Origin of the sequence: Paenibacillus residui (assembly GCF_042677205.1) — a bacterium.
In the GTDB taxonomy this organism is placed as follows: domain Bacteria; phylum Bacillota; class Bacilli; order Paenibacillales; family NBRC-103111; genus Paenibacillus_L; species Paenibacillus_L residui.
This window is the reverse complement of sequence record NZ_JBHTIU010000085.1, coordinates 26,985-50,913: the sequence shown is the minus strand read 5'-3', so window position 1 is coordinate 50,913 and position 23,929 is coordinate 26,985. Positions and strand designations below refer to the sequence as shown.

28 protein-coding genes are annotated in these 23,929 nt (G+C 47.3%); 26 read left to right on the top strand and 2 right to left on the bottom strand.

What is annotated here, in order from left to right; all coding sequences use genetic code 11:
* Window positions 1–16 precede the first annotated feature (16 nt).
* The 21 genes from ACFQ03_RS21055 to ACFQ03_RS20955 all read left to right on the top strand — a co-directional run bounded on the left by ACFQ03_RS21055 (window position 17) and on the right by ACFQ03_RS20955 (window position 17,698).
* Window positions 17–1,423, top strand: coding sequence for an MBOAT family O-acyltransferase (locus ACFQ03_RS21055; RefSeq protein WP_379290791.1), 1,407 nt, complete (start codon window positions 17–19; stop codon window positions 1,421–1,423).
* 32 nt (window positions 1,424–1,455) lie between these two features.
* The gene (locus ACFQ03_RS21050) at window positions 1,456–2,586 is read left to right on the top strand and encodes a DHHW family protein (RefSeq protein ID WP_379290789.1); all 1,131 of its coding nucleotides are present in this window, start codon (window positions 1,456–1,458) and stop codon (window positions 2,584–2,586) included.
* Entirely contained in the window at window positions 2,583–3,077 is a 495-nt protein-coding gene (locus ACFQ03_RS21045) for a DUF4358 domain-containing protein (protein ID WP_379290787.1), read from the top strand. Before ACFQ03_RS21050 ends, ACFQ03_RS21045 begins: the two co-directional genes overlap by 4 nt.
* A gap of 513 nt (window positions 3,078–3,590) precedes the next feature.
* Window positions 3,591–4,076, top strand: coding sequence for a hypothetical protein (locus ACFQ03_RS21040; RefSeq protein WP_379290785.1), 486 nt, complete (start codon window positions 3,591–3,593; stop codon window positions 4,074–4,076).
* Window positions 4,077–4,294: 218 nt separating this feature from the next.
* The gene (locus ACFQ03_RS21035) at window positions 4,295–4,648 is read left to right on the top strand and encodes a hypothetical protein (RefSeq protein WP_379290783.1); all 354 of its coding nucleotides are present in this window, start codon (window positions 4,295–4,297) and stop codon (window positions 4,646–4,648) included.
* A 14-nt stretch (window positions 4,649–4,662) separates the two neighbouring features.
* Window positions 4,663–6,381: an ABC transporter ATP-binding protein gene (locus tag ACFQ03_RS21030; RefSeq protein WP_144935171.1), complete on the top strand. Its 1,719-nt coding sequence runs from the start codon at window positions 4,663–4,665 to the stop codon at window positions 6,379–6,381.
* 693 nt (window positions 6,382–7,074) lie between these two features.
* The gene (locus ACFQ03_RS21025) at window positions 7,075–7,254 is read left to right on the top strand and encodes a hypothetical protein (protein ID WP_144935059.1); all 180 of its coding nucleotides are present in this window, start codon (window positions 7,075–7,077) and stop codon (window positions 7,252–7,254) included.
* A gap of 16 nt (window positions 7,255–7,270) precedes the next feature.
* Window positions 7,271–7,975: an ATP-binding cassette domain-containing protein gene (locus ACFQ03_RS21020; RefSeq protein ID WP_379290781.1), complete on the top strand. Its 705-nt coding sequence runs from the start codon at window positions 7,271–7,273 to the stop codon at window positions 7,973–7,975.
* Entirely contained in the window at window positions 7,968–9,107 is a 1,140-nt protein-coding gene (locus ACFQ03_RS21015) for a hypothetical protein (protein WP_379290779.1), read from the top strand. Before ACFQ03_RS21020 ends, ACFQ03_RS21015 begins: the two co-directional genes overlap by 8 nt.
* Before the next feature lie 24 nt (window positions 9,108–9,131).
* On the top strand, window positions 9,132–10,307 hold the full coding sequence (locus ACFQ03_RS21010; RefSeq protein ID WP_379290777.1) for a sensor histidine kinase: 1,176 nt from the start codon (window positions 9,132–9,134) through the stop codon (window positions 10,305–10,307).
* A gap of 18 nt (window positions 10,308–10,325) precedes the next feature.
* Window positions 10,326–11,123 carry a LytR/AlgR family response regulator transcription factor gene (locus tag ACFQ03_RS21005; protein ID WP_379290775.1) on the top strand — a complete coding sequence of 266 codons (798 nt, stop codon included), beginning with the start codon at window positions 10,326–10,328 and terminating at the stop codon, window positions 11,121–11,123.
* Window positions 11,086–11,598 carry a GNAT family N-acetyltransferase gene (locus tag ACFQ03_RS21000; protein WP_379290773.1) on the top strand — a complete coding sequence of 171 codons (513 nt, stop codon included), beginning with the start codon at window positions 11,086–11,088 and terminating at the stop codon, window positions 11,596–11,598. Before ACFQ03_RS21005 ends, ACFQ03_RS21000 begins: the two co-directional genes overlap by 38 nt.
* A 20-nt stretch (window positions 11,599–11,618) precedes the next feature.
* The gene (locus ACFQ03_RS20995) at window positions 11,619–12,155 is read left to right on the top strand and encodes a MarR family winged helix-turn-helix transcriptional regulator (RefSeq protein WP_379290771.1); all 537 of its coding nucleotides are present in this window, start codon (window positions 11,619–11,621) and stop codon (window positions 12,153–12,155) included.
* Between the two features lie 14 nt (window positions 12,156–12,169).
* Complete coding sequence (locus ACFQ03_RS20990) at window positions 12,170–12,772, top strand: class I SAM-dependent methyltransferase (RefSeq protein WP_379290769.1); 603 nt, start codon at window positions 12,170–12,172, stop codon at window positions 12,770–12,772.
* A gap of 215 nt (window positions 12,773–12,987) precedes the next feature.
* Window positions 12,988–14,049 carry a suppressor of fused domain protein gene (locus tag ACFQ03_RS20985; protein WP_379290767.1) on the top strand — a complete coding sequence of 354 codons (1,062 nt, stop codon included), beginning with the start codon at window positions 12,988–12,990 and terminating at the stop codon, window positions 14,047–14,049.
* 18 nt (window positions 14,050–14,067) lie between these two features.
* The gene (locus tag ACFQ03_RS20980; protein WP_144935037.1) at window positions 14,068–14,580 is read left to right on the top strand and encodes a GNAT family N-acetyltransferase; all 513 of its coding nucleotides are present in this window, start codon (window positions 14,068–14,070) and stop codon (window positions 14,578–14,580) included.
* 49 nt (window positions 14,581–14,629) lie between these two features.
* On the top strand, window positions 14,630–15,265 hold the full coding sequence (locus ACFQ03_RS20975; protein WP_379290764.1) for a histidine phosphatase family protein: 636 nt from the start codon (window positions 14,630–14,632) through the stop codon (window positions 15,263–15,265).
* Window positions 15,266–15,432: 167 nt separating this feature from the next.
* Window positions 15,433–15,969 (top strand): hypothetical protein, encoded by a 537-nt coding sequence (locus ACFQ03_RS20970; RefSeq protein ID WP_379290762.1) that lies wholly within the window; start codon window positions 15,433–15,435, stop codon window positions 15,967–15,969.
* Window positions 15,970–16,172: 203 nt separating this feature from the next.
* The gene (locus ACFQ03_RS20965; RefSeq protein WP_144935031.1) at window positions 16,173–16,652 is read left to right on the top strand and encodes a GyrI-like domain-containing protein; all 480 of its coding nucleotides are present in this window, start codon (window positions 16,173–16,175) and stop codon (window positions 16,650–16,652) included.
* Between the two features lie 85 nt (window positions 16,653–16,737).
* Entirely contained in the window at window positions 16,738–17,088 is a 351-nt protein-coding gene (locus ACFQ03_RS20960; RefSeq protein ID WP_379290760.1) for a VOC family protein, read from the top strand.
* 139 nt (window positions 17,089–17,227) lie between these two features.
* Window positions 17,228–17,698 (top strand): NUDIX hydrolase, encoded by a 471-nt coding sequence (locus ACFQ03_RS20955; RefSeq protein ID WP_379290758.1) that lies wholly within the window; start codon window positions 17,228–17,230, stop codon window positions 17,696–17,698.
* Between the two features lie 105 nt (window positions 17,699–17,803).
* Here ACFQ03_RS20955 and ACFQ03_RS20950 read toward each other — a convergent pair whose 3' ends face one another.
* On the bottom strand, window positions 17,804–18,565 hold the full coding sequence (locus tag ACFQ03_RS20950) for a class I SAM-dependent methyltransferase (protein WP_144935022.1): 762 nt from the start codon (window positions 18,563–18,565) through the stop codon (window positions 17,804–17,806).
* A gap of 435 nt (window positions 18,566–19,000) precedes the next feature.
* On the opposite strand from ACFQ03_RS20950, the gene ACFQ03_RS20945 reads away from it, so the two are divergent.
* The 5 genes from ACFQ03_RS20945 (at window position 19,001) to ACFQ03_RS20925 (ending at window position 21,905) form a co-directional block, all read left to right on the top strand.
* The gene (locus ACFQ03_RS20945) at window positions 19,001–19,474 is read left to right on the top strand and encodes an NUDIX domain-containing protein (RefSeq protein ID WP_186328297.1); all 474 of its coding nucleotides are present in this window, start codon (window positions 19,001–19,003) and stop codon (window positions 19,472–19,474) included.
* A gap of 247 nt (window positions 19,475–19,721) precedes the next feature.
* Window positions 19,722–20,327, top strand: a complete 606-nt coding sequence (locus tag ACFQ03_RS20940; RefSeq protein WP_379290755.1) for a carbohydrate-binding family 9-like protein — start codon at window positions 19,722–19,724, stop codon at window positions 20,325–20,327.
* Between the two features lie 126 nt (window positions 20,328–20,453).
* Complete coding sequence (locus ACFQ03_RS20935) at window positions 20,454–20,579, top strand: SDR family oxidoreductase (RefSeq protein ID WP_150960109.1); 126 nt, start codon at window positions 20,454–20,456, stop codon at window positions 20,577–20,579.
* 155 nt (window positions 20,580–20,734) lie between these two features.
* Window positions 20,735–21,280 (top strand): GrpB family protein, encoded by a 546-nt coding sequence (locus ACFQ03_RS20930; protein WP_379290752.1) that lies wholly within the window; start codon window positions 20,735–20,737, stop codon window positions 21,278–21,280.
* A 145-nt stretch (window positions 21,281–21,425) separates the two neighbouring features.
* On the top strand, window positions 21,426–21,905 hold the full coding sequence (locus ACFQ03_RS20925; protein WP_379290750.1) for a GNAT family N-acetyltransferase: 480 nt from the start codon (window positions 21,426–21,428) through the stop codon (window positions 21,903–21,905).
* Between the two features lie 135 nt (window positions 21,906–22,040).
* Here the strand turns inward: ACFQ03_RS20925 and ACFQ03_RS20920 are convergent, their stop codons facing one another.
* Window positions 22,041–23,609 (bottom strand): Vga family ABC-F type ribosomal protection protein, encoded by a 1,569-nt coding sequence (locus ACFQ03_RS20920; RefSeq protein WP_379290748.1) that lies wholly within the window; start codon window positions 23,607–23,609, stop codon window positions 22,041–22,043.
* Between the last annotated feature and the right edge of the window lie 320 nt (window positions 23,610–23,929).

The following is a 23,929-nucleotide window of genomic DNA, read 5'->3' as shown; positions in this document are numbered from 1 at the left end:
CCGGAGGTGACGGCAATTGGTCTTTAGCAGCCTGATTTTTCTGTTTCTCTTTCTGCCGGTAACCATTCTTGTTTACTACTTATCGCCAAAGAAGCTGAGAAATGCCGTCTTGCTAGTTGCAAGCCTGATCTTCTATGCATGGGGCGAGCCGCTGTATATCTTGATCATGATTTTCTCGACCCTGTTTGACTATGCGAACGGGCTGCTAATCGAAAGATATAGACATCGTCAGCCGGTGGCTAAGGCGGTTCTCATCGGCTCTATCGCCGGCAGTTTGGGCATTCTCGGTTTTTTCAAATATGCCGGGTTTGTTGTAGACAATCTCAATCAGCTATTCCATCTCCAGCTCCAGGCGGCGGAGCTTCCGCTGCCGATCGGCATATCCTTCTATACGTTCCAAACGATGTCCTATGTGGTGGATGTATACCGGAACAAAGTGCCCGTGCAGAGAAATATGATCTCCTTCGGCGCTTACGTGACGATGTTTCCGCAGCTCGTTGCGGGCCCAATCGTTAAATACGGCGATATCGCGGAGCAGTTGGCTTCTCGGACGATGACGCTGGACCGGTTCGGCGAAGGGGCGGAATGGTTCATCCGGGGACTGGCCAAGAAGGTGCTGTTGGCCAATAATATCGGATTGCTGTGGGCGAGCGTGAAGGCGACGCCGGTGGGTGAGCTGAGCGTTCTTTCCGCCTGGCTCGGCATCATCGCTTTTACCCTGCAGATCTATTTCGATTTTAGCGGGTATTCGGATATGGCACGAGGGCTCGGCAAAATGTTCGGATTCAATTTTATGGAAAACTTCAATTATCCCTATATCTCCAAAAGCATTACGGAGTTTTGGCGCAGGTGGCATATTTCGTTGGGCTCCTGGTTCCGGGAGTACGTCTATATCCCGCTCGGCGGCAATCGATCAGGTCTTCCCAAACAGCTTCGCAATCTGTTGGCGGTATGGTTTTTAACCGGTCTATGGCATGGGGCGAGCTGGAATTTTATTATATGGGGCTTGTACTTCGGTTTCTTCGTGACGGTCGAGAAGCTGTTTCTGCTGAAATGGCTGCAGCGCTGCCCCGGCTTTATGGGACACGTCTACACGCTTCTGATCGTCATCATCGGATGGGTATTCTTCGAATTCGACAATCCGGCATCCGCTTGGCAGTTCATCGGAACGATGCTCGGATACGGGGCGCACGGATTTGCGGATCATCAAGCCCTTTATGATCTGTCGGCAAATATCATCCTGTTGACCGTGCTGGCGTTATGCGCGACGCCGCTTCCCCGGAGAGTGTTATCTTCCCTTAGAGAAAAAGGAAACATGGCGGGTGCGATCGCTGTCCCGGTTATTTATTTCCTATTTATGTTTCTATCTACGGCTTATTTGGTCAATGAAACCTACAATCCATTCTTATACTTTCGATTTTGAAGGAGGCGGCGGCTCTGAACAGGTATGACAAAATGTACAGAAATCTAATGGCCATCCTGCTGCTGCTGTTTATTGGCACGATTGCCGCTCTTCATCTTCTGACGCCCGACAGAGCCTTCTCGGAATCGGAAAATCGGGTGCTGGAGCGGCTTCCGGTTTTTTCATTGCAAGCTATCGTCTCCGGAAGGTTTACTTCCAATTTCGAGAAGTATGTATCCGATCAGTTTGCTTTCAGGGATGTATGGATCGGCGTGAAATCCGATGCGGACCGGTTCATGGGAAAGAAGGAGAGCAACGGAGTTTACTTGGGCGCTGACGGATATCTCATTCAAAAATTCACTGCGCCGACGGCCGGAGATTTGGAAGACAAGATTGAGGCCATTCATTCGTTTGCCAGTGCTACGCCCGGCCTTCAGAAGTATGTGATGCTTGTGCCCACGGCGGTCACCCTGCTTAAGGATAAACTCCCGGCTTATGCTGCGGCCGGCGATGAACCGAAGTATTTGGACCAAGTCCGGCAATCGCTCCATAGCGATATTCGATTTGTTGATGTCTATCCTGCGTTATATGCCGAGCGGGAGCATCCGGTTTTCTACAAAACGGACCATCATTGGACGACCCGGGGCGCCTATTACGCCTATCGGGAGCTTTGCAGGCAGATGGGGATCATTCCGCAGGAGGAGGAAAATTTCCATATCCGGCAGGTTACGAATGAATTCTACGGTTCGCTCTATTCGAAGAGCGGGTTCAGACGTCTGCAGCCGGATAGCATCGAGCTTTATGTGCCGAAGGAGGATCAGAGCTACACTGTCGAGTATGTCGAAGAACAACAAACGTCGGACTCCTTGTACGAGATGGACAATCTCAATAAGAAGGATAAATATAAGGTGTTTCTTAACGGCAATCACGCGCTTATCCATATAACAACGGGTCATCCGGAGGGAAAGAAGCTGCTGGTGGTCAAAGATTCGTACGCCAACAGCCTGATTCCTTTCTTAACGAAGCACTTCAGTGAAATATACGTCGCAGACCTGCGCTATTTCGAGGAAAATTTGGTGAAGCTCGTGCAGGAACAAGGTATCCATGACATGCTGCTGCTCTATAATATCCAAACCTTTTTGGAAGACCCATCTATTAAGAAGCTATCGGAGGGGATTGAATGAGAAGAGATAAGAAAGAGATTAGGAAAATTTTAGCCGCTATCCTGGCGTTCGCTGTGGCTGTCGGCGTTATGGCCGGATGTTCCGGCAAGGAGAATGGCGCCGCCGAAGCTCTATCGGCCGCTGAAGTAGGGGAACGAATCCGGCAGGCGGTGAATTTTGATGATATGAAGCAGGGGGACGACAGCAAGCTGGAAAAGCTGTACCATATCGATGCCGCGGAGGTGGAGGATTATATTCTTTATACGGCCTCATCCAATGTGAAGGCGGACGAACTGGCCGTTATTAAAGTAAAGGATGAGAATCAAGTGGAAAGCGTCAAAGAGAAAATAAGGCAAAGAATCGAAGCGCAAACGGTAAAATTCAAAGACTATCGGCCGGACGAATACTTTCTTATCGAAAAGCATGTTTTGAAAACGAGAGGTCCCTTTATTCTTTTTGCGGTCTCCCACGAGGCTGATCAGATGGAACGTGCCTTTGACGGCGCGTTTTAAATTTGGAAAGGTAAACGACCGGAATCTGTGTTAAAATTGTAAATATATAGTAGACGTTGGCCCGGAGCAGTCCTATTCGTAGTCGTCTTGAACTGCGAACTGCTTGCTTCGGGTTAATCGTTTTGAACGGTGTCTCAGATCGGACGCTTGTTTTTCAGATTCGTATCCTCGGGCAGCAATGTTGAGGGTGAAATTGTTCACCTTAAGGTTATCAACTAAGGAAGGCTTGATAACGATGAACACAAGATCGAATAAATTCATGTTACTTGGATTAGCATTAATGCTAGTTTGTATATACATACAAGGTGAGCCTGGAATTAAACTCTATGGAAACGAGCTTTTCATAGGGTTGTTTGGATTCATTTTAGTAGGGATCGGTTTTTTCATGGAGAACAAGGATTAGTAGAATGGATTAATAAAATGAAGCCGTGATCGAAAATTTTATATAAAAAAGAAGCTAGTCCCTAGCAGATTCAGGCTGTGCGGAGACGTCAGGAAGCAGGAGGATAAGCTATGAAGGCGGTTGCGAATGCAGCGGTAGCTGTGTTCATGTTCATGAGCATACTGGTAGGCTGTTCCAATAGCGTTAAACCCGATGCAAGTATGTTTGAGGTGGGGATTGAGGAACTACAGGGTATCCGAGCGAATGAGCCATTTATAATAACCGGTTATTTGAAAAACAACTGGAAACATTCTTGGGAGATCTTACACGGAGCCGGAATGTTTACCTACGAGATTGTAGATATGGAAGGAAATCCGGTTAAGCGAGAAAGCGGCATGCTCTTTCAAAACGATATAGGCTATCTTGTACAGATCAAACCCAATGAAGTGTACAAAGACAACGGAGAAGAACAAAGAAGCGAAGAGTTCTATACCTTCGTCATCGACAAACCCGGACGGTATAAAGTCAGGACAAATGTAGAGTTCCAGATCGAGCATAACCAGGAAATTTATGAACAAACACTAACCAGCGAGTTCTATAAGTTCACCGTTGAATAGGTACTGGATTATAAAAGCTACTAGAATCACTACAACCACCCCTGGTCAGAAGGAGTGGTTTTTTGTGTTACACAGCAGCATGGCTGAATTTTAAGGAGGGAGGATGCAACCTTTTGTAAAAAAATCCCTGCTGAACTATTGACATGGCGCATCTTTTAGTATACATTTGTATACGAAATGACGGTGTATACGTATGTATACGAAGAGGAGGGTGCAAAATGAGAGGTGGATATCGAGAACGGGTCGAAGGAAGGCATCGTGGCGAAAGCGTGGAAAGTCGCGAACATCGAGGAGACCGTCACGGACGGCATGGCTCTCGCTATGGGATGCATGGCCCGCAAACGTTCAGAAGAGGGCGAATATTGGCTTTCCTGGAGCATTTGCAGTCCAGGCGTGCCACGGTGGCCAAACAGCTTGGCGAGCCTGAATATGAAACGATCAAACCGGTCATATCCGGTGAGCTCAAGGCGCTCGACCACGTTATAGAAGAATATATTCGCTTATTTGATCTACAGGAGGAGGATCCCCAACCGGATAATGGCGATCCCCCAGATGTCAGAGAGGAGAAATAACGGCAATGTGGCAGTTGTTGCGACGATTTTTTTCGTATTACCGGCCTTATAAAGGTTTGTTTATGCTGGATTTTGGATGCGCGGTCATCGCGGGTCTCCTGGAGCTTGCTTTCCCGCTTGCGATTAGCAAATTTATCGACGATCTGCTCCCGGTGGGGAACTGGGGGATGATCGTGCTGGCTTCATTAGGGCTGTTATGCGTCTACGCGCTTAATACCGTCCTGAACTATATCGTCACCTATTGGGGGCATATGCTGGGCATCAATATCGAGACGGACATGCGGCGGAAAATGTTCGAGCACATCCAGAAGCTGTCGTTCCGGTTCTTCGACAATCACAAGACGGGTCATCTGGTAGGCAGGGTGACGAACGACCTGAACGAAATCGGGGAGCTCGCCCATCACGGGCCGGAAGACGTGTTCATTGCCGTCATGACGCTCGCGGGCTCTTTTACACTGATGGCTTACATTAATCTGGAGCTTGCCCTGCTGACGTTCATTATCGTACCGATTATGGCGTGGCTAATTATTTTGTTCGGGGGAAGAATGACCACCACTTACCGCCGGTTGTTCTCCAACGTCGGCAACTTTAACGCCCGGATCGAGGAGAACGTGGGCGGGATTCGCGTCGTGCAATCGTTCGCTAACGAAGAGCATGAGAAGGAGCTGTTCGCGGTCGACAACCGAAACTTCCGCGAGACGAAGCTGATGGCTTACAAGACAATGGCCCGGAGCATCTCCGTCAGCTACATGCTGATGCGGTTGATCACCATTTTTGTGATGGTGTGCGGAGCGTGGTTTTATATCAAGGGCAGAATCGAGCTGGGAGAATTCATGGCTTTCCTTCTGCTGTCGAATATCTTCTTCCGTCCGATTGAGAAGATCAACGCCGTGATCGAGAGTTATCCGAAAGGGATCGCAGGGTTTAAGCGATATGTGGAGATTATCGACACCGAACCGGATATCGCCGATGCGAAGGATGCCGTGGCCGTTGACTCGCTGCGGGGAGATATCCGCTTCGAGAACGTGACGTTCGGCTATGAGCCGGATCGGAGTATTCTGAACGGCATCCACCTGTCGATTCGCGCAGGAGAAACGGTTGCGTTCGTGGGCCCTTCCGGTGCCGGTAAAACGACGATTTGCAGCCTGCTTCCAAGGTTCTATGACGTGACCGGAGGCCGGATTACGATAGACGGTCTGGATATCCGGGACATGACGCTGCAATCATTGCGGAGAAATATCGGCATTGTTCAGCAGGATGTATTCCTCTTCTCGGGAACGATCCGGGAGAACATCGCATACGGAGATCTGAAAGCTACGGAGGAGCAAATCTGGGAGGCGGCCAGGCGGGCGTCGTTGGAAGAGATGATCCGCCAATTGCCGGATGGAATGGATACGGTCATCGGGGAGCGGGGCGTCAAGCTGTCCGGAGGACAGAAGCAGCGGCTGGCGATCGCCAGAATGTTCTTGAAGAATCCTCCGATCCTGATTCTGGATGAAGCGACGTCGGCGCTTGACACCGAGACCGAAGCGGCGATTCAGCAATCGCTGGCCGAGCTGTCCGTCGGAAGAACGACGCTGGTCATCGCGCACCGGCTGGCAACGATCAAGAACGCGGACCGGATCATCGTCATCGACGAGAGCGGCATCGCAGAGCAGGGCCGGCATTCCGAGCTTGTCGCTTCCGGCGGCATATACAGCAGACTTCATCAGGCTCAATATCTGCATGCGTGAATGAGGGCTGTCCCCTAAGCGATTATAATGAAGGACCCCGTTCCCACTCATAGTGGGATTCAGGGTCCTTTTTGCTTCATTATTGAGACAGCTCCTTCGTGCACCGACCTCGAAATATTTGCTATCTATAGCCTGGCAGCTGCTTCGAAGGGGGTATAAACTATCGCCTGGAAGCTCACCAAACGTGGGTATGGTTAACTAACTGGATTTTCTACAGTTATTTTGCCCCCTTAAGGCGAAAAGAGAAATACTAACTGGAAAAACTACAGGTATTTTGGGGAGAAAAGGCGATATCAGCCAAAAACCTCAAATCTAAGTGTAGTTTCTCCAGTTAATTCAGTCACTTTTGAAGCAAGCCCGGAATTTGCCTGTATAAAATACAGTTAGTCATCCATGTCACTAGTGTGTCGCCGTCAGGGGGATAACAATCAGGACAAGGTGAGTGGTTGGCCGTGCAATTTTCAGGACAGTTAGTCATCCATGTCACTGGTGTGTCGCCGTTTAGGCGGATAACAATCAGCTCCCGAAGCCCCCTTGGCGCATCCTGACCGTGCCCGATCCGGTCCTGACCGTCATTACGGGCTGCCGCATAACCGCAGTCACTACGGATATGCGGCCTTTGAAGACAATAAAGCTATATGCTCCCAGCAGTCCGTTACAATAATAGTAACAACTATGAAGGGGGCTGCAGCCATGCTGCTGGATACGAAGAACAAAAAAATCATATTCGCCGTCATCATGATTATTATATGGGGGACTGGAGGCGTCGTTTATGCAGCCAAGGGCAATCCATGGTTGTCTGTCGCAGCGTTTGCGGTTGTGCTAGGAATGGGGGTCAAGCTCTATAGCACAATGAAAAAATCGGAGAAGTAAGGCCGGGTGAATGCATATGATACTGGAAACCCATCGCCTGACCGGCTGGTATACGAAAAATAAGCCGGTTATCAACGAAGTACATCTACAGATTGAGGGAGGGAAGGTTTATGCCTTGCTCGGCGCCAACGGTGCGGGCAAAACGACCCTGCTCCACATCCTTACCTCCATACACGGCCAATACAGCGGGGAAATCCGTTATTGCGGCGAGAAGCTGACGTCCGGCAATGAGATGCGGCTGAAGCGTTATCGATGCTTTATCCCGGATCATCCCGATTTATTCGATGAGATGTCGCCGCTTGGTTTTATCGAATTTGTGCATCGGTTATATGGCACAACTCCGGATTCGGCCCGGCTGGCGGAGCTTTGCGGGACCTTCTCCTTCGACCAGTTTCTTCATCAGAAAATCGGTTCCTTGTCGCTGGGCAACAGACAGAAGACGGCATTGATCAATGCGCTGCTGCTGCGATGCCCGCTGCTCATTCTGGACGAGCCGTTGGTCGGTCTGGACGTGGTAGCCATCGAAAGCTTTTACCGGGAGCTGCGGACCTACGTGACGCAAGGGAATGCCGTCCTGCTGTCTACCCATCTGTTCCCGATCGTGGACCGGATATGCGATGAAGCCTTCATTCTTCATGGGGGAACCATTCAAGAATCGGTAACGGTTAGCAGGAATCACTCAGTGCAAGAAACCTTCTTCCGGGTGATTGGCCATGAGTAGCGCTCCATCTGTGTTCCAAGTCCTCCTGCTAGATGAGACCAAGGGTAAACGATGGATCAGGGAATTAACTGCCATTGCGGTCATAATGGGAATCATCCTGTTCATTATCCCATCTTCCTACACAGCTCTCGGCGTTCAGTCGCTCGGCCATCTGCTTAAGGGGACAATTGCCGCCGGCTTATATTTGTCCGTCCTATCAGCCATCTCCAAGGCAAGGGATCCTAAATACAAGTTGCTGCTGTCTATGCCGATGGACAAAAGAAGGTTCGTATTCCTCTATGCTCTTGTGCTATGGGTAAAAAATTATGGACTCCGGATGATGCCCGTTGTCATGTCCGTGCTTGCCGTGAGCGTTAATGACGGAAAGCTGACGCTCCAGCAGTTAGTTCTGACGGGGGCGGGATGTGCCGTATCCGGATTGGCCGCTTCTTTATGCGGCACGGGCGCCGTCATCTTCGCTTATGAGCGAGGGCTCCTGCGGTTCCGGACAGGACGGTCGACGATGAAGTTCAACTGGATGAAGAGGGAGTTCGTCCGGTTCGCAAGCGATAAGGTGCTCTTCCTGAATCACCTCGGGTATTCGCTGTTTATGATCTTTTTTCTCTTTAACGCCATTGCCGTATCCCATGTGGATAGCCGTTTTGTCCTTTTCCTGCTGACTTTGCTCTCAACAGCCTCGACTCCCGGTGTGTTATTTTCCTACGAGAAGCCCTGCCGTTCACTGCTGCTCTCGCTGCCGGTGTCGGGGAAGACCTTGTTTGTAAATAAATATTTATTCAGTATCGCGATTACATTGCCTCTATATCTGTTGGCCTACGCGATCGTGCATATATACCAACCCGCTATCGGGACGCCGGGGCTGCTCGTACTCATGCTGTGCTCGCTTGGATTGACCGTCTTTATCAAGCTGTATTACGATTTTAAGCGGCCGAACTTCGAATGGAGTCATACCCGCCAAATGTTCGAGCACAAGCGGAAGTATAAGCTGTGGGCCATGTCCATAGCCGTATCCGCGCCGTGGATGTTATACTCATATGTGGCTATACTGGGAATAATCGCTGCGCAATGGGTAGTGACTTGGTGCTTCCTGTACGCCATAAGAAGGGGAGGCGCCGCAGTCAACCGATTTTAAAAATGCGGAAGCCGGTGGTGTAACATGGAGCTAAGCACAGCGTGGATAATCATATTATTTTTCCTGCTCTTATATATGCGGACGAAAGACGCGGTGGCCTCCTTATTATTTGGTCTACTGAACTATGTGAATTTTCTGTTTGCCCTGCAGATCAGCCACATCGTATGGGCGGAAATTCTGAACATCCGGAACCCGGCGGCCGAGCAGGTATTTTTGTTCGTTTTCATCGGGATTGTCGCATACCTGATCGGAAACTTGTTTTCGGGTAGAACGAAAAGGGACGGCCCTGAAGCGAAGCAGGTATTTTCTTTGCGGCAGCGCATTTTCATCTCGTTCGGCAATATGTGCATGATTATGGGGGGGATCTATCTTTCCCTCCTTTTCTACAGGGGGACATCCGGTATGCAGGACAAAATCCTGCACACCCTGCTGCTCGCGGTATATATCGCGGTGATTGTAGTCAGCCACCGGTTATATACATACACCTTCAGGAAGGAGATGGAGAAGCGGCAGTTGGAGCAGGAGCTGGGGCAGTTGGAGAAATACGCGGCTTCCCTGGAACACGTTCTGCAGGATATGAGGACATTCAAGCATGACTATGCCAACATTTTGTCCACTCTTCAAGGGTTCATGGAGGAAGAAAAATTTCCCGAACTGAAGCGTTACTTCTACGATGAAGTTTGTGCATATTCCGAGAAGCTGCTTCAGATGAATACGAGACTGTCCTTGCTTGGACATATTCAGCTTGCACCGCTCAAAGGGATTGTCTCCTCGAAAATGCTGAGGGCTATGGCGGAGCAAATCGACGTCTTTATCGATATTACGGAGGATGTTCATGAAGTGGAGATGACCCCGCTCGACCTGTGCCGAATAATGGGAATCCTTCTGGACAATGCGATCGAGGCTGCGCTGGAGACGCCGCAACCGAAGGTGGAGCTTGGCATCGTCTCGAAGAAGGGGGCCACCCTCTTCATTGTTAAAAATAGCTGCTCCGAACAGACGCCGCCGATATATAAAATGTTCGAGTATGGATTTTCCACCAAAGGAGACAACCGGGGAATCGGCTTGTCCTCGGTAAGGGAGCTGCTCGACCGCAAATATCCCGATGCGATGCTGAATACGGAGCTGGACACTGCCGCAAGGACATTTATGCAGCAGCTTGTGGTCAAGAATGTTCATTCGGGAAATAGGAATTCGTAATGAGAAGGGGATTATCTGATGCTTAATGTTTACATTTGCGAGGATAATAAACAGCAGCGGGAACAGCTCGAACGAATCGTAACGCATTCGATCATCAGACAGAGGCTGGATATGAAGGTGGCGTTGTCCTCCGGCGACTATCTCGATATTTTGGAGCAGCCCCGGTGTGACGGCGGCCTTCCGTCCCTTTTTTTGCTGGATATCGATCTCAAAGCGGACATCAACGGAATCCAGCTTGGCGGGATACTGCGGGACAGGTACCCCGATTGCTTCATTGTGTTCGTAACCACTCATTCGGAGCTGAGCTATCTGACCTTCCAGTACAAGGTTGAAGCCTTCGACTTTATTATCAAGGACAATCCGGAGCAATTTCATATGCGGGTGGAGGAGTGTCTTCGCAAGGCTTATGAACGCCATTTGAAGAAGGGCGGAGATTCCCGCAGAATGACCATCGAAACCGATGAAGCCATTATCAATGTCAAATATGAGGATGTGCTTTTCTTCGAAACGTCGTCCTCACCGCATAAAATCAAGCTGCATGAGCGGAACCGGCAGATCGAGTTCTATGGGACTTTGAAGGAACTCGAGAAGCAGCTCGATGATCGCTTCTATCGCTGCCATAAGGCATATATCGTCAATGTGGACAATATACGGGAGATTGACAAGCTTAAGCGGGTGGTGCATATGATCAACGGAGAGACATGCTATGTCTCCTTCCGGTATTACAGCGGTCTCGTCAAAGCTATGCAGAGCGGAACAGCAGAGGGGAGCTTGGAAGATGATAGCCTTCAAAAACATAGAGCAAGTACATACTGAGGCATTTTGGAAAATAAGACTGGAAGCCTTGAAAATGCATCCCGAAGCATTCGGCAGTTCTTATGAAGACTCGGTGCATACCCCATTGGCCGAAGTGAAGAAAAGAATAAATAATGATAAGGATAACTATATCCTGGGAGCTTTCACGGAAGATGAACAACTGGCAGGCATGGCGGGATTCAGAAGGGAACAAGGAATTAAACTTAACCATAAAGGAATGATTTGGGGAGTTTATGTCTCGCCCGAGTACCGTGGACAAGGGGTTGCTAAAGCCCTTATTCGGGAAATATTGGATAGAGGAAGAGAAATAGAAGGGTTGCAGCAAATCAATTTAAGTGTTGTAACGGCAAACCGGCCGGCTGCTGAACTTTATAAGAAAGTTGGATTTGTAACTTACGGTGTGGAGAAAAATGCATTAATCTATAATCATCAAGGGTATGACGAGGAGTTGATGACGTATTTTTTTAAAAGGTAAACAAATGGTGGAGATATCGCTTGAATGAGGAAGGAGAATTTTGTATATTTTATTTAGTTAGCCTAACTAAAAATGTCAAGGCGAGCAAGCGAAAGGATGGGAACAGTTTGCAAAGGAAAGAACAATGGCCTGCAAGTTATTTTTTTAAACGGATTACTCAGTCTTTAATGAATGCCCTGCAAAAGAAATTGGATCGGTACGGGATTACAAATGCCCAAGTGTTTGTGATGCTCTGTCTTTCCAGCGAAGACGGTCTCTCACAAAACGAGTTGTTGAAGCATCTCCAGATTAAGGCGCCTTCGTTAACGACTTTACTTGACCAGCTTGAGAAAAAAGCTCTTATAGAGCGCCGGCCGGATTCGCAGGATGGACGGACAAAGCGTATTTACCTTAGTCCATCAGGAACTCAATTTCTCGAAGAGGAAATGCGGCCCATCTTTAACGAATTGGAGGAAAAGCTGCTTTCGGGTTTATCGCAGGAAGAACGGGCTCTGCTGTTTCCCTTGCTTATTCGCCTGTATCAAAATACTTACGAATACGAGATAGATAGTAACTAGAGGGGAGGAATAAAGTGAAGCAATTCTTAATGAACTTATTCGGCCAGCCCAATGGTTTGTTAGGAAGCATCGGTGGAAAGATTTTGGCATCAGCCAATAAAGAAATCAACCAATGGACTGTATCCTTGTTGGGAGTACAGCCTGATGATAGAGTCCTGGAAGTTGGATTTGGTCCTGGGGTAGCGGTGGAGATGACAAGCAAGATCATTAAGGATGGAGTGTTGGTGGGAGTCGACATTTCGGAGGTCATGCTAAGCCAAGCCCAAAGAAGAAATGCAGCTGCCATACAGGAAGGACGGGTGAAGCTCATACTTACGGCCGTGGAGAATCTCCCCGTATTTGACCACCCATTTGATAAAATCTATACCATTAATTCAATTATATTCTGGGAACAACCCGTCGAACGGTTAAAAGAGTTACGGAGTTGGTTGAAGCCGAACGGAAGAATAGCCATTACACTCCAACCCCGATCCAAGGGGGCTACAGATGAAATGGCACACATGGAAGGTGAAAAATTAGTGCAGTATCTCCAAGAGGCGGGGTTCAAGCCAATTCGTCTAGAAACTAAAAACATGAAGCCTGTTTCTGCTGTATGCGCTATCGGTATTAATGCCTGAAGGGGGGCGAGCAGCTTAACAAGGACGAGGCAAGGAAATTCCATATCAAATTAGGACTATAGAGGTGTTTTGACAGATTTAGGATGATCACAATTGATAATTAGGACACCCATTCTTTATACTTGTTCTAAGCCATTGGGCCCTTATGCTACGAGTATCTATCAACGGGTAATATGGATCTGTTTAAGTAAAAGTAAATCATAGGAGGCAAGTAAATGAGTGAAGAGGTAACTTCAAGCGGCTGGGATGCCATCGATCGGGAGATGTCGAGAATTTACGGAGATCAGGAGCCGAAGCATTACGGAACGATCATTTCTTATGCGCTAGGCGGCCCGGACCCGTTGGATGGCATAAGCGCCTACAAGGCGGAAACGCCAGAGCCGCATTGGCATTTTGTCACCTATGGTTTCTCGGAATTGTATGATAAGGAATCCGACAATGCGGAGGAGAGTGGTTTCGGGTTTGAATTGACCTTCCGGCTGGCCCGCAAGGAAGAAGAGGAAGAACCGCCGGCGTGGGCATTGAATTTGCTGCAAAACATGGGGAGATACGTTTTTAACAGCGGCAATGTGTTCAGAGCGGGTGATCATTTGGATGCGAACGGTCCCATTTGCCTGGGGTCCGATACTCTATTGACCGCACTGGCTTTCGTCGAAGATCCGGAGCTTCCCGCCATCGATACTCCGAATGGGCGGGTTGAATTTTTGCAGATGGTCGGAATGACGGGGGATGAACTGGAAGCGACGCAGGCATGGAATACGCTGGGAGTGCTCTCCACCGGTTTACCGTATATGCCGTATTACATAACGGACCTGGAACGGGACTCGCTTCTTCGCATTCCTGCCGTATCCGAAGCCGTCCATAGAGGGATGGAACAAGACGGCTCCAGCACCGGTTTTTTATTTGTAAGTCAGTTAGGCTGGGAACAGGGCAAGAATGGCTGGTTAAATAAGACCCCGTCCACACTCCGGCTAGGGGCTAAGCAAGCTGAAGTCATCGCGAAGCTGCTTCGCGGCCGTATTCTCAAAGGCAATAGGCTGCTCCTCGTTGGGCCGGATTTGCGGGTGACTTTGGAGCCGGGGGAGAAGCCGGGATGGTCCTCGGGCGAGGGCGAAGTCCGGATAGTGCTGGATGAGCGGGCGGCCGCCGAGCTCAGCGAGAGGCTGATTCCGAAGGAAAGTAAATTTAAAGTCCCTTCTTTGCAAGGGGTCGCCTTTCAAATTGTAAAAACGAATATTACCGATACCGAAGGAAACGTTGTAAAGGTCATCGGTTGAGAGAAAGGATTTAACGTTATGCCCACTTATTCTTTTCATCCTATGACTGAAGAGTATGCTTCCATGATTTGCAGTTGGAAGTATGATCATCCCTATTCTATTTATAGTATGGATGGCAGTGAGGAATGTATTTCGGAACTCATGAACGAAGAGTACTTTTATGCGTTGGATGACCGGGGAGAGTTAACAGGATATCTCTGCTGCGGGAATGCTGCCCGTGTTCCAGGGGGATATGCCATCAACCTCTATAACAACAACAAGTATCTGGACATTGGTTTAGGCCTCAAGCCTGATTTTACGGGCAAGGGCAATGGGCTTGAATTTTTGACTCAGGGGATCGGCTTTCTTAAGAAAAGCTATAAAGTTCAACATTTTCAACTGGTTGTTGCAGCCTTCAATGAAAGGGCAATGAAAGTATATGAGCGTGCCGGATTTATTAAAGGGCCTTGCTTCATGAGCAAGGTAGGCGATCAAGAGATAGAATTCGTAGCGATGAACTATTCCACGGCCGAAGGTACGTCTACGGAATAGTCTGCAGCTGGATTGCAAGGAGGCCGGATTTAAACAAAGGGGTGCGATGATGGATAACAAAACGAAAATTTATTTAGTCAGACACGGGCAGACCGAATGGAATGTCAAGCATAAGTTCCAAGGCCACCAGGATTCTCCGCTGACAGATATGGGCATTAAGCAAGCCCAGTGGTTAGAGGAAGCTATTCGGAATGAGCAGATAGATATGATTTATTCAAGCTCAAGCTTGAGAGCCCGTCGAACGGCAGAGATCATAAGAGGCACGCGGGAAATCGATATCATCGAAAGTGATGATTTAAGAGAAATCAATCTGGGAATTTGGGAAGGCAGAACCCAGGATGAGGTTAAGGAGCTCTATCTGGAGGCCTTCAATGATTTTTGGGATAACCCGGAGAAATTTAAAGTAGAGAACAGCGAAACCTTCCGGCAGGTTTCCGACCGGGCAATAAACATGATGCGCCAAACGGTCAACGACAACCAAGGCAAGTCTATACTAATTGTGACTCATACGGTCGTGGTCAAATTAATCATGGCCTATTTTGAAGGACGGCCGATGAAAGAGCTTTGGATTCCGCCGTATATTCATCCGGCCTGTTTATGCAAGGTTGAGATAGATGGGGACCAATCGAAAATCATTTTGCATGGAGATATTAGCCATTATAAGGAAGAGCCTTCTCTAGGATAAGCAAAAGCAGGGAAATTCGCACCGCAGGCGGGGACTGTGTCCGGTGTGACTATCTGCCGACTTATGGCGGTGCCAGGCTGTGTGACGATGGGGGGCCGCTTAGCCTTTCGAAGGCTACCATTTATACCGGCCGCAAGGGAAAGATTTCACGATTGTGAGGGCAACCTATGGGGAATTATTTTTTGTACCATTATTATGAAGCTGAGAATGGCCCTTTTAAAAACTTATCGGCATTACCGTATGATGAAGCCCGTAAAGTTATGGAGAAAGTAAAGCAGGAAGGAACTGTATTTGCCAGCAGACGATCTGATGATTATTTAACCGTACGCCGGCAATTGGAAGAACGGGCAAGAACTTTATTTATAGATAAAGGCGGGAAACCGGAAAAATTATATCCCCACTATATGACTTTGGGCCGGTGTGAGTGGCTGAAATCCTGGTATAAAGAAGGCCGGGTATTGCAAATACCTTTGGAAGAGTTTGATCCGGAAACTATAAGCTTTACATACGGGGATTTATTCCCGACTATGAGATATAAAGACGGCAAACCATATAGGGAAAAAATCTATTTACAAGACGAAATCAAGGAATTGATCGAACAATTCGGATGGCCGCAGGAATGGAACAGAGACGGAAATAAAGGACCTGAACGATATATAGAAGTCCAAATATGGGATGATAAAGTAGTTGGAAAATTTTTGTAAATAAGGTAGAGTGGGGGGAGAAGGCTGTCGTATAATAGATTGTGTTGAGCCCCTTGATTTTACCGCTTATTTTGAAAAAGAGGGTTAGTCAGACCATCCTGTCTCCACCGCATCATGCCCGGGACATACAGTTCTGAAGGGGCGTACATTTAAACATGTAACCGGTGTCAAAAATGCAAACCATTTCATTGGAGGAAATGATTATGGCCACGAGACAGAGATTGGAGAAATTTAAATGTGAGATCACGACCAGAGAATACAAGCTGATCGGACAAAGCATCACAGCCAATTTTCCTAGCGGTTTTCCGGACGCGGCAGTGAAGATCCAAAGAGAATTTGCAGGGAGAAGACATGAAGTAGCGAATGTCGTAGATCCTGAAGTCATGATTTCGCCTTATATGTGCAATGAAATTTTCGCTACCTACTTTGCTTGTTTGGAAGTTAGGGAAATGACCCATATCCCCGAGGGGATGATCGGCTTTCAGCTTCCTCTTATGAACTACGCCAAGATTAATTGTACCAATAAAACTATTGGAGAGGCCTATACGAAAATTTTTGAATGGATGGGGGCTAACGGATATAAACAGAAGTTTCTGGATAATTCATGCCCCATCGAAATCTATTATTTCGAGGATAATGTAGAGGAAGAAGATGTGGAAATTCTAATTCCGATTAAAGATTAAAGTTCAATCTTTGCAATTGCGATGTCATAATAGTCTGCTATTTAAACGAAACGTTTCGGCAGCTTAATTTGAGGAGAATGTGAAAATGAAAGTCAAGAGAATTATTGCCAACATTGAGACACAGGATATTGCCAAAGCTAAGTCCTTTTATGGAGAAATACTTGGACTTGATCAATTGATGGATATGGGATTTATTGCGACCTACGGTTCACATGAAAAAATGGACACTCAAATCAGTTTTCTCTCGGAGGGAGGTTCTGGGACGCCTGTGCCTGATTTGTCCATTGAAGTTGATGACCTGGACGATGTTTTAACTCGTATACAAAAGGCAGGGATTCCTATTGAGTATGGACCAGTTGATGAACCGTGGGAGGTACGGCGTTTTTTTGTAAGAGATCCTTTCGGGAAGCTTGTCAATATTCTTGTTCATCTTTAGATGAATGAGTAATAGATGCGTTAAAAGTCTTCACCAACCGGGCTCATTATCCGCAGCCCCCTGACTTAGGATTTTATCCGAAGAATGGATAAGGCATTTTTGCGTTGGCGAACAAATTAGGGCTGGGGGGAGCAAAACGTTGAACATAAGAACGGTTTCTCTATGTATTATAAGAAAAGACAATCTTATTCTGGTTGAGGAGATGCGGGATGATGCCGTGAAGAAGACGTTCTACAGGCTGGTTGGGGGGACGGTGGAATACGGGGAGAACAGCAAACAGACGGTGATCAGGGAAGTTAAGGAAGAAATTCATGCGGACATTACGGAGCCGAAATTGCTTTTTATCATTGAAAATATATTTCCGTATCTGGATCAGGTAGGGCATGAAGTGGATTTTATTTATGGGGCGGAATTGGTAGACAATTCCTTATATTTCAAGGATGAAATAGAGGGAATGGAAGGAAACAATCCATATAAAGCCGTTTGGAAACCGCTCGAAGGATTTCTAAATAACCAAGAAGAAAAGCTGGTGCCCGACGGCTTGTTAGAGCTGCTGCTGGAGCAGGAAAGGGACTTCATCAGTCATGTTAAACATATCAGAACAACCTGACCAATAGGTTTAGTAATAGAACCGGGGCACGAATTTATTACACTATCCATAACCGCATCCGTCATGATAAAAAGGAGCCTCCCGCAGCAGAAGGCTCCTATAATTCTATTTAGGACGCGATTGGATGATGAAGCGATGCTGACTGACATCGAAGTACCCGTTCTCCCGGATGATTTGGTGAATTTCATACAAGGGATCGGCGTATTTTTCCGGATCGAAGTCGGGAATTTGCCAGGGTATCGCTTGTAAATAGTAAATCAAGCTGGCCGTATCATAGAATCGCTGAATAGGGAATTCTTCCTTGCGGGTCGAAATCTCAAAGCCATTCGCTTCAAGCTCCATCACCGCCGTTTCCAGATTCCAATGTGCGAACTCTTCATTTAACGGAACGCCCATCATTTCGTTGATCTCGCGGCAATCGAGTCCGCCGGCTTGTTGGGTAAGGAAAATCCCGTCATCCGCAATAATCCTCCTTACTTCTTCCGGAGAGTAGGATTCGTGCTGATTTAGAATCAAGTCGAATTGACGGTTTTGAAAAGGCAGATTGAAATCATCCTCAATCTGTACGACCTTTACGCCCAGAGGTTCCAGCCTCTTTCTGGCGATTGGAACGTTGGGAAGATACCCTTCCGTGGCGAAGGCCTCTTTGGGAAATGGGGACAGTAAGGACAGGAACTCCCCGCCGCCGGTGCCCATATCCAGCATGGACTTCGCTTTCCGAATAAGGGGGATGGCCATGCTGCCGTAGGACCACGAGAGCAGTTGGCTCCCCATTCGGCCGGTTCTGGTAATGTATGAGAAGTCCCAGCCGGAAAAATCTTGTCGCGTGTCTGATAAAATTTCATGAAATTGCTTATCCATTGTCATCTGTCGACCTCCTGTTATCTGTATGTCTTTCGCAGATTTGTCTGCAGCTTCTGGAGGTCCCCTAATATATAAATGACCAAGTTATATTTCGTGCTCGAAGAAATTCATAGAAAATGTACCTCCTGTTAAGACTATAGGTTTATTGTAACCATAATCTTACAGGAATGTCTATGCGGATGTTATTGAAGCTCGAAATCGAAAACAGCGGACTATGCACAACCCCGGTGTCACGATAATCAACAGGTTCCCGCCTATCATAGAGATTTTTTGCGCATCATGCTGAATGAGAATGAATTTTTGAATGCTCAAGTGGAATGGTTCGCTGAGGGCAGAAAACTGAAATGGACCGTTATGGAGCGAAAACAAACGATTTAAAGGAGGAGATAACTGCCCATTAGCCTGGAAATCGAATCTATATGAAAAAGGATGGTGCGGATGCCGGTCGTCAGAGTATTTGTGTTGGATTCGGAAGAACGTGTGCTGCTTGTGAAAACACGCCACAAAAAAACGGGCGGTTATTACTGGATTGCCCCGGGCGGAATGATTGAGAAAGGCGAATACAGCCGGGAGGCGGCCATCCGCGAAGTGAAAGAAGAAACCGGTTTGGACATCTCCATTAGGAGACTGGTTTGGGTAGAGGAAAGTAAAAATGATAAAGGCGAGGTCGACTATATTCATTATTTTTTAGGAGAAAGGACAGGTGGAGAGAAAGTGACCGGGATCGACCCGGAGTTGGAGGCAAATGAACAAATCATATTACATGTGGAGTATATGAGTAAGGAAGAAATCAAGAAACAACCCGAGGTCTATCCGGAAGTTCTGGCATATGATTATTTCTGGGAAGTGATTCGGGCTTCGGCCCATGATCCATATGTCATCCGCCCCAGTAAAGGATTCGGAGTCAGATGAAGTTTAGCGATACTCCAATATAGTACTGCTCCGTTTCCGATCTCAGTATCCATATGGAGCAGGCCTGCCGCTGGTTTGATGAGGTGCTGGAAGAGGTTAAGGCGGGGATGGATCAGATGGAGTCCTTCGTGTGACCATCCAAATGACCGTCGACGCCATAGCGGTTTTCAGTGATAATAGGAGTACTAATTGCCCTGACGGATTGTAAGGATGGAGGGCGAAACGATGCCGGATAGGAGTGTTGAGGATGACTGAGAGAAGCTATGAATTGGATTGCGTTTTTGTAGATTATGAGGACAAGGTGTGGGAGAGGATAGAGCCGGCTCCTCTTGTCGATGTCGTCGATGGAAGACCGGTTAGGGAGGCCACCGGCATCAAAGCTTGCTGGGACGATGATTTTCTATACGTTCGGTTCGATTGCGAGGACAGCTACACGGTAGCCACCTATACTAAACGGGACGATCCGCTGTATGATCAGGACGTTGTGGAATTGTTTATCGATGAGGAAGGAAATGGAAGCCGTTATATGGAGTTCGAATTCAGTCCGCACGAGGTCATCTTCGATGCGATGATCGATAACCGGGAAGGCCATATTACCATCGATACGGAATGGGACGCGGAAGGATTAGAGGTAGAAGTCCGCACGGAGGAAAATCAGCGCACTTATATTATCCGATTGCCGCTTTCTCATTTCTGGAGCCGGCCCGAGCACGGTACCACCTGGCGGGTCAATTTCTACAGAATTGACGAACAGCGCGACGGAACGCGCGAATATCAGGCTTGGTCGCCGACCGGCGCAATCAATTATCATATCCCGTCCCGTTTCGGCACGCTTCGATTTGTTCGAAGGTAAAGAAAGGAAGCTAAGAACCTAGAGTCATCTCCAGGAAACGAGAGTTGGAACCAGCGTGTTCCGGTTCATTTTGTTCAGTTGCAGAACAAGCAGAGAACCCTAGGAGGAATCGAATGAAGAGAGAATTTGACGGGAAGACTTGCTCAACCGGAGGAAGTGGCCGAAGCCATTATTTGGCTCTGTTCGGATAAGTCATCGTTTGTAACGGGGCAATCTTTGGTCGTTGACGGTGGAAGAATTTCCGGAGAGTAGAATTAATAGAAACTATTATAAAACTATAGGAAGCAAACATCTTCAGCAAGCTAAGAACCTAAGCGCCAATTCATTGAGAAGCATAGCTCTGAACACTCGGTGAGGTAGATGTGTAGAATCATATAGATGGCATATAAAAATCGGAAGGTGTTAGGATGGAGAATCAGTGGAGGATAGCCCCTCATGATCCGGAGTGGAGGGATAGGTTTCTCGATCTGGGAATAAAGTTAAGAGAAGCGTTAGGTGAACTGGCGGTACGGATTGATCATGTAGGATCTACTTCTGTTCCCGGACTAGATGCCAAGCCTATCATTGATATCCAAATTTCGGTGGTGGACCTTGAGAATGTATCCAATTATAAAGGCAAAATTGAAAGTCTTGGATTCCAATGGCGCAGTGACAATTCGGACAAAACGAAAATATATTTTCGTGAAGTGCCCGGAAATAGAAGGACTCATATTCATGTCAGAAGAGCGGGAAGCTTTTCCGAACAAATGACACTGTTGTTTAGAGACTATTTGCGGGAGCATCCGGAAGATTGTTTGAGGTATGCGGAAGAGAAGCATCGATTGATGGCCCTCTATATAAATGATCGTCCGAAATATGTCGAGGGGAAAGGGCCTGTAGTCTGGAGCATCCTGCAGAAGGCCCATATCTGGTCCATGGAAGTAGGCTGGCAACCGGGAAAGACGGATGCATAATTATTGGAAGCCGCTTTGGCTGAACGAGTCTAAGGTGCAACACGTTTGTGAGAAAACAACGGAGAGATTCGTTCCAAAGGAGCCGCTTAACAATTAAATCACTTTAAAAGAGCAGCAGCTCATCGATTTTTCGAAGGAGGTACCTATGAAAATTCGGCAATACAATGATTCCGATCAAGAAGCACTCGAGAAATTCATGGAGGTTATGTATGCTTTCAGAGGATTGACATTTGATCCTGATCATTTACACCTTGATTTAAGAAGAATTCCAAGCACGTATCAAGAACCAGGAGGTCAATTTTGGATCATTGCTGATAACGATGCGGTAATTGGTACGGTAGGTGTCAAAATACTAGATTCCCATGAAAGAATAGGGGAGATCAAGCGATTCTTTGTTTTGAGTGAATATCATGGCAGAGGGTTAGGCAGGGAATTAATGGAGACTGCTATTAACTTTGCCCGGGAGAGAAACCTCAAAAAGATACGTCTTGATACAAGGAGACAAGCGATTAAGGCATTATCTATATTCAGGAATTATGGATTCTATGAAATACAAAGGTATAACGATAATGAACATGCTGAAATTTTTATGGAGCTGGACATAGAGGCGAAGATAGAAGGTTGAGTTTCGGTTTGCATTATAAAGGTCAAATGTGAATTCGTTAATTCATCTCTGCGATCATAATGGAAAGGAGGATGCCCGAAGCACCCTCCTTAAGTGTATGCTTGATTCCTGCGGGACGCATCGAAGTAACGGAGCTTACGGAGAGTCCAAGTTTCTCTTTTCCGCCAGGAGCCTGCGAAATTCCATTTCCAGCTCTTCGGACGGCTCCATACTGAGGCGGCTGAGCACTTCCGTTATTTTCGTTTCCAGGATGAGACGCTGATCTTCTTTCTGATCCCGCTCTTCCTTCGGAACATGCTCGATATATTTATGGTAGGGTCCTTCAAATAGTCGGATTTCCCCATGCTCTATCGATAAAATTCGGGTGGCGATTTTTTCGATAAAGCGCCGGTCATGCGAGACAAAAATAATCGTGCCCTCATACTCTTCCAGAAGCGATTCCAGCGCCTCAACCGCTTGAATATCCAGAAAGTTCGTCGGTTCATCCAGCACTAGCGTATTAATATCACTAACAAACAGTTTGGCCAGGGCAACCTTAACCCGTTCGCCGCCGCTCAACACTTCTATGCGTTTATATACGTCCTCCCGGAAAAAGTGCAGTCTCGCAAGCACGGTGCGAATGAAGGTTTCATTCTGCTTGGAGGTGATGCTGACGTTTTCCAATATCGTCTGTTCGGGATTCAGGATATTTAAATTTTGACTAAAGTAGCCGATCTTCATCGATGGAGAAATGGATATGCCCTTTTCCCGGTTAATTATTTTTTTTACAAGGGTCGTTTTCCCGCTCCCGTTCGGTCCGATGATGGCCAGCTTATCTCCGCCGCGAACATTAAAGCTTGCCGATTTCCACAGAACTCGTTGACCCGCGGTGCCCTGAACATTTTCTGCACGAAGAACGATCCGCCCGATGAACATCTCCTCATTAGGCAAATTCATTTTAAGGGGGGCGTCTTCTCTTGGTTTTTCCACCTTATCCAACTTCTCCAGTCTCGTTTCAATGGCTTTGGCTGTTTTTTGCAGCTTTTTTTGTTTCTTGGCAAAGTAGGGCTTGGCGCCGGTAATCTTGGCTTCCGACAAGCTGGTTTGTTTGGGCTTTTTCGTTGCTCTTGCCGCTTTTTGCTCCTTTAAGATCAAGGCCTCCTCCAGCTGCTTTTTCTTTTTCTCATACGTTTCGTAGGCTGCTTCGTGTTGATGACGTTCCAATTTCTTCTGTTCCGCGTAATCGGAATAGTTCCCTTTATATGCTTTCACATGGCCTTCATGGATTTCCCATATCGTTGTACAGAGGGCATCCAGAAATGCACGGTCATGGGAGACTATGACGAATGCGCCTTGCCAATGAGCCAGCTTCTTTTCCAGCCAATCGAGATGAGCGGCATCGAGGTTCGTTGTCGGTTCGTCTGCAAATAAAATTTCCGGATCTTTCGCGAGTGCTTCATTAATATATTGCTGAGTTACTTCTCCGCCGCTCTTCGTTGTGTCCGTTCTCTTAAGCTGCGGCAAAAGTTCACATTTGACTCGAGTCGTCACTGTACCTTCGTCTGGAGCTTTCTTCCCGGCCAGAACCTGCAGTAAGGTTGTTTTTCCGCTTCCGTTCTTACCTACCAAGCCGATCCTGTCGTGTTTGTGAATTTGCAATTGACGGGCATCAATTAATAAACGGTCCTTTATATAGAGCTTCAAGTGATTGGCTTCCAACAACATACTATCATCCCCATTCCTTTATGATCTGGAGACAAAAAATGCCTCCCGTCTGAATTCAGAATAGGAGGCAATAGGTGAACGCCAAAGAAGAGACCGCTCTTTAGGGCCCAACTAAGAATACCAATCCTATTCTGAAAACTCAATCGAAGGCATTATGAAATAGAGCAGAAGAAATCTGCCTGTACTGCCTTCATATTGATAGCTTTCGAAAAATAGGATTAGTACTTCATTGTCGTTGGCTCACCCTTCCGTATTTAGTTACTACAACAATAAAGGATGCGAGCAGAGAAGTCAACTTTTTAGTCCTGAATGGTTTCAAC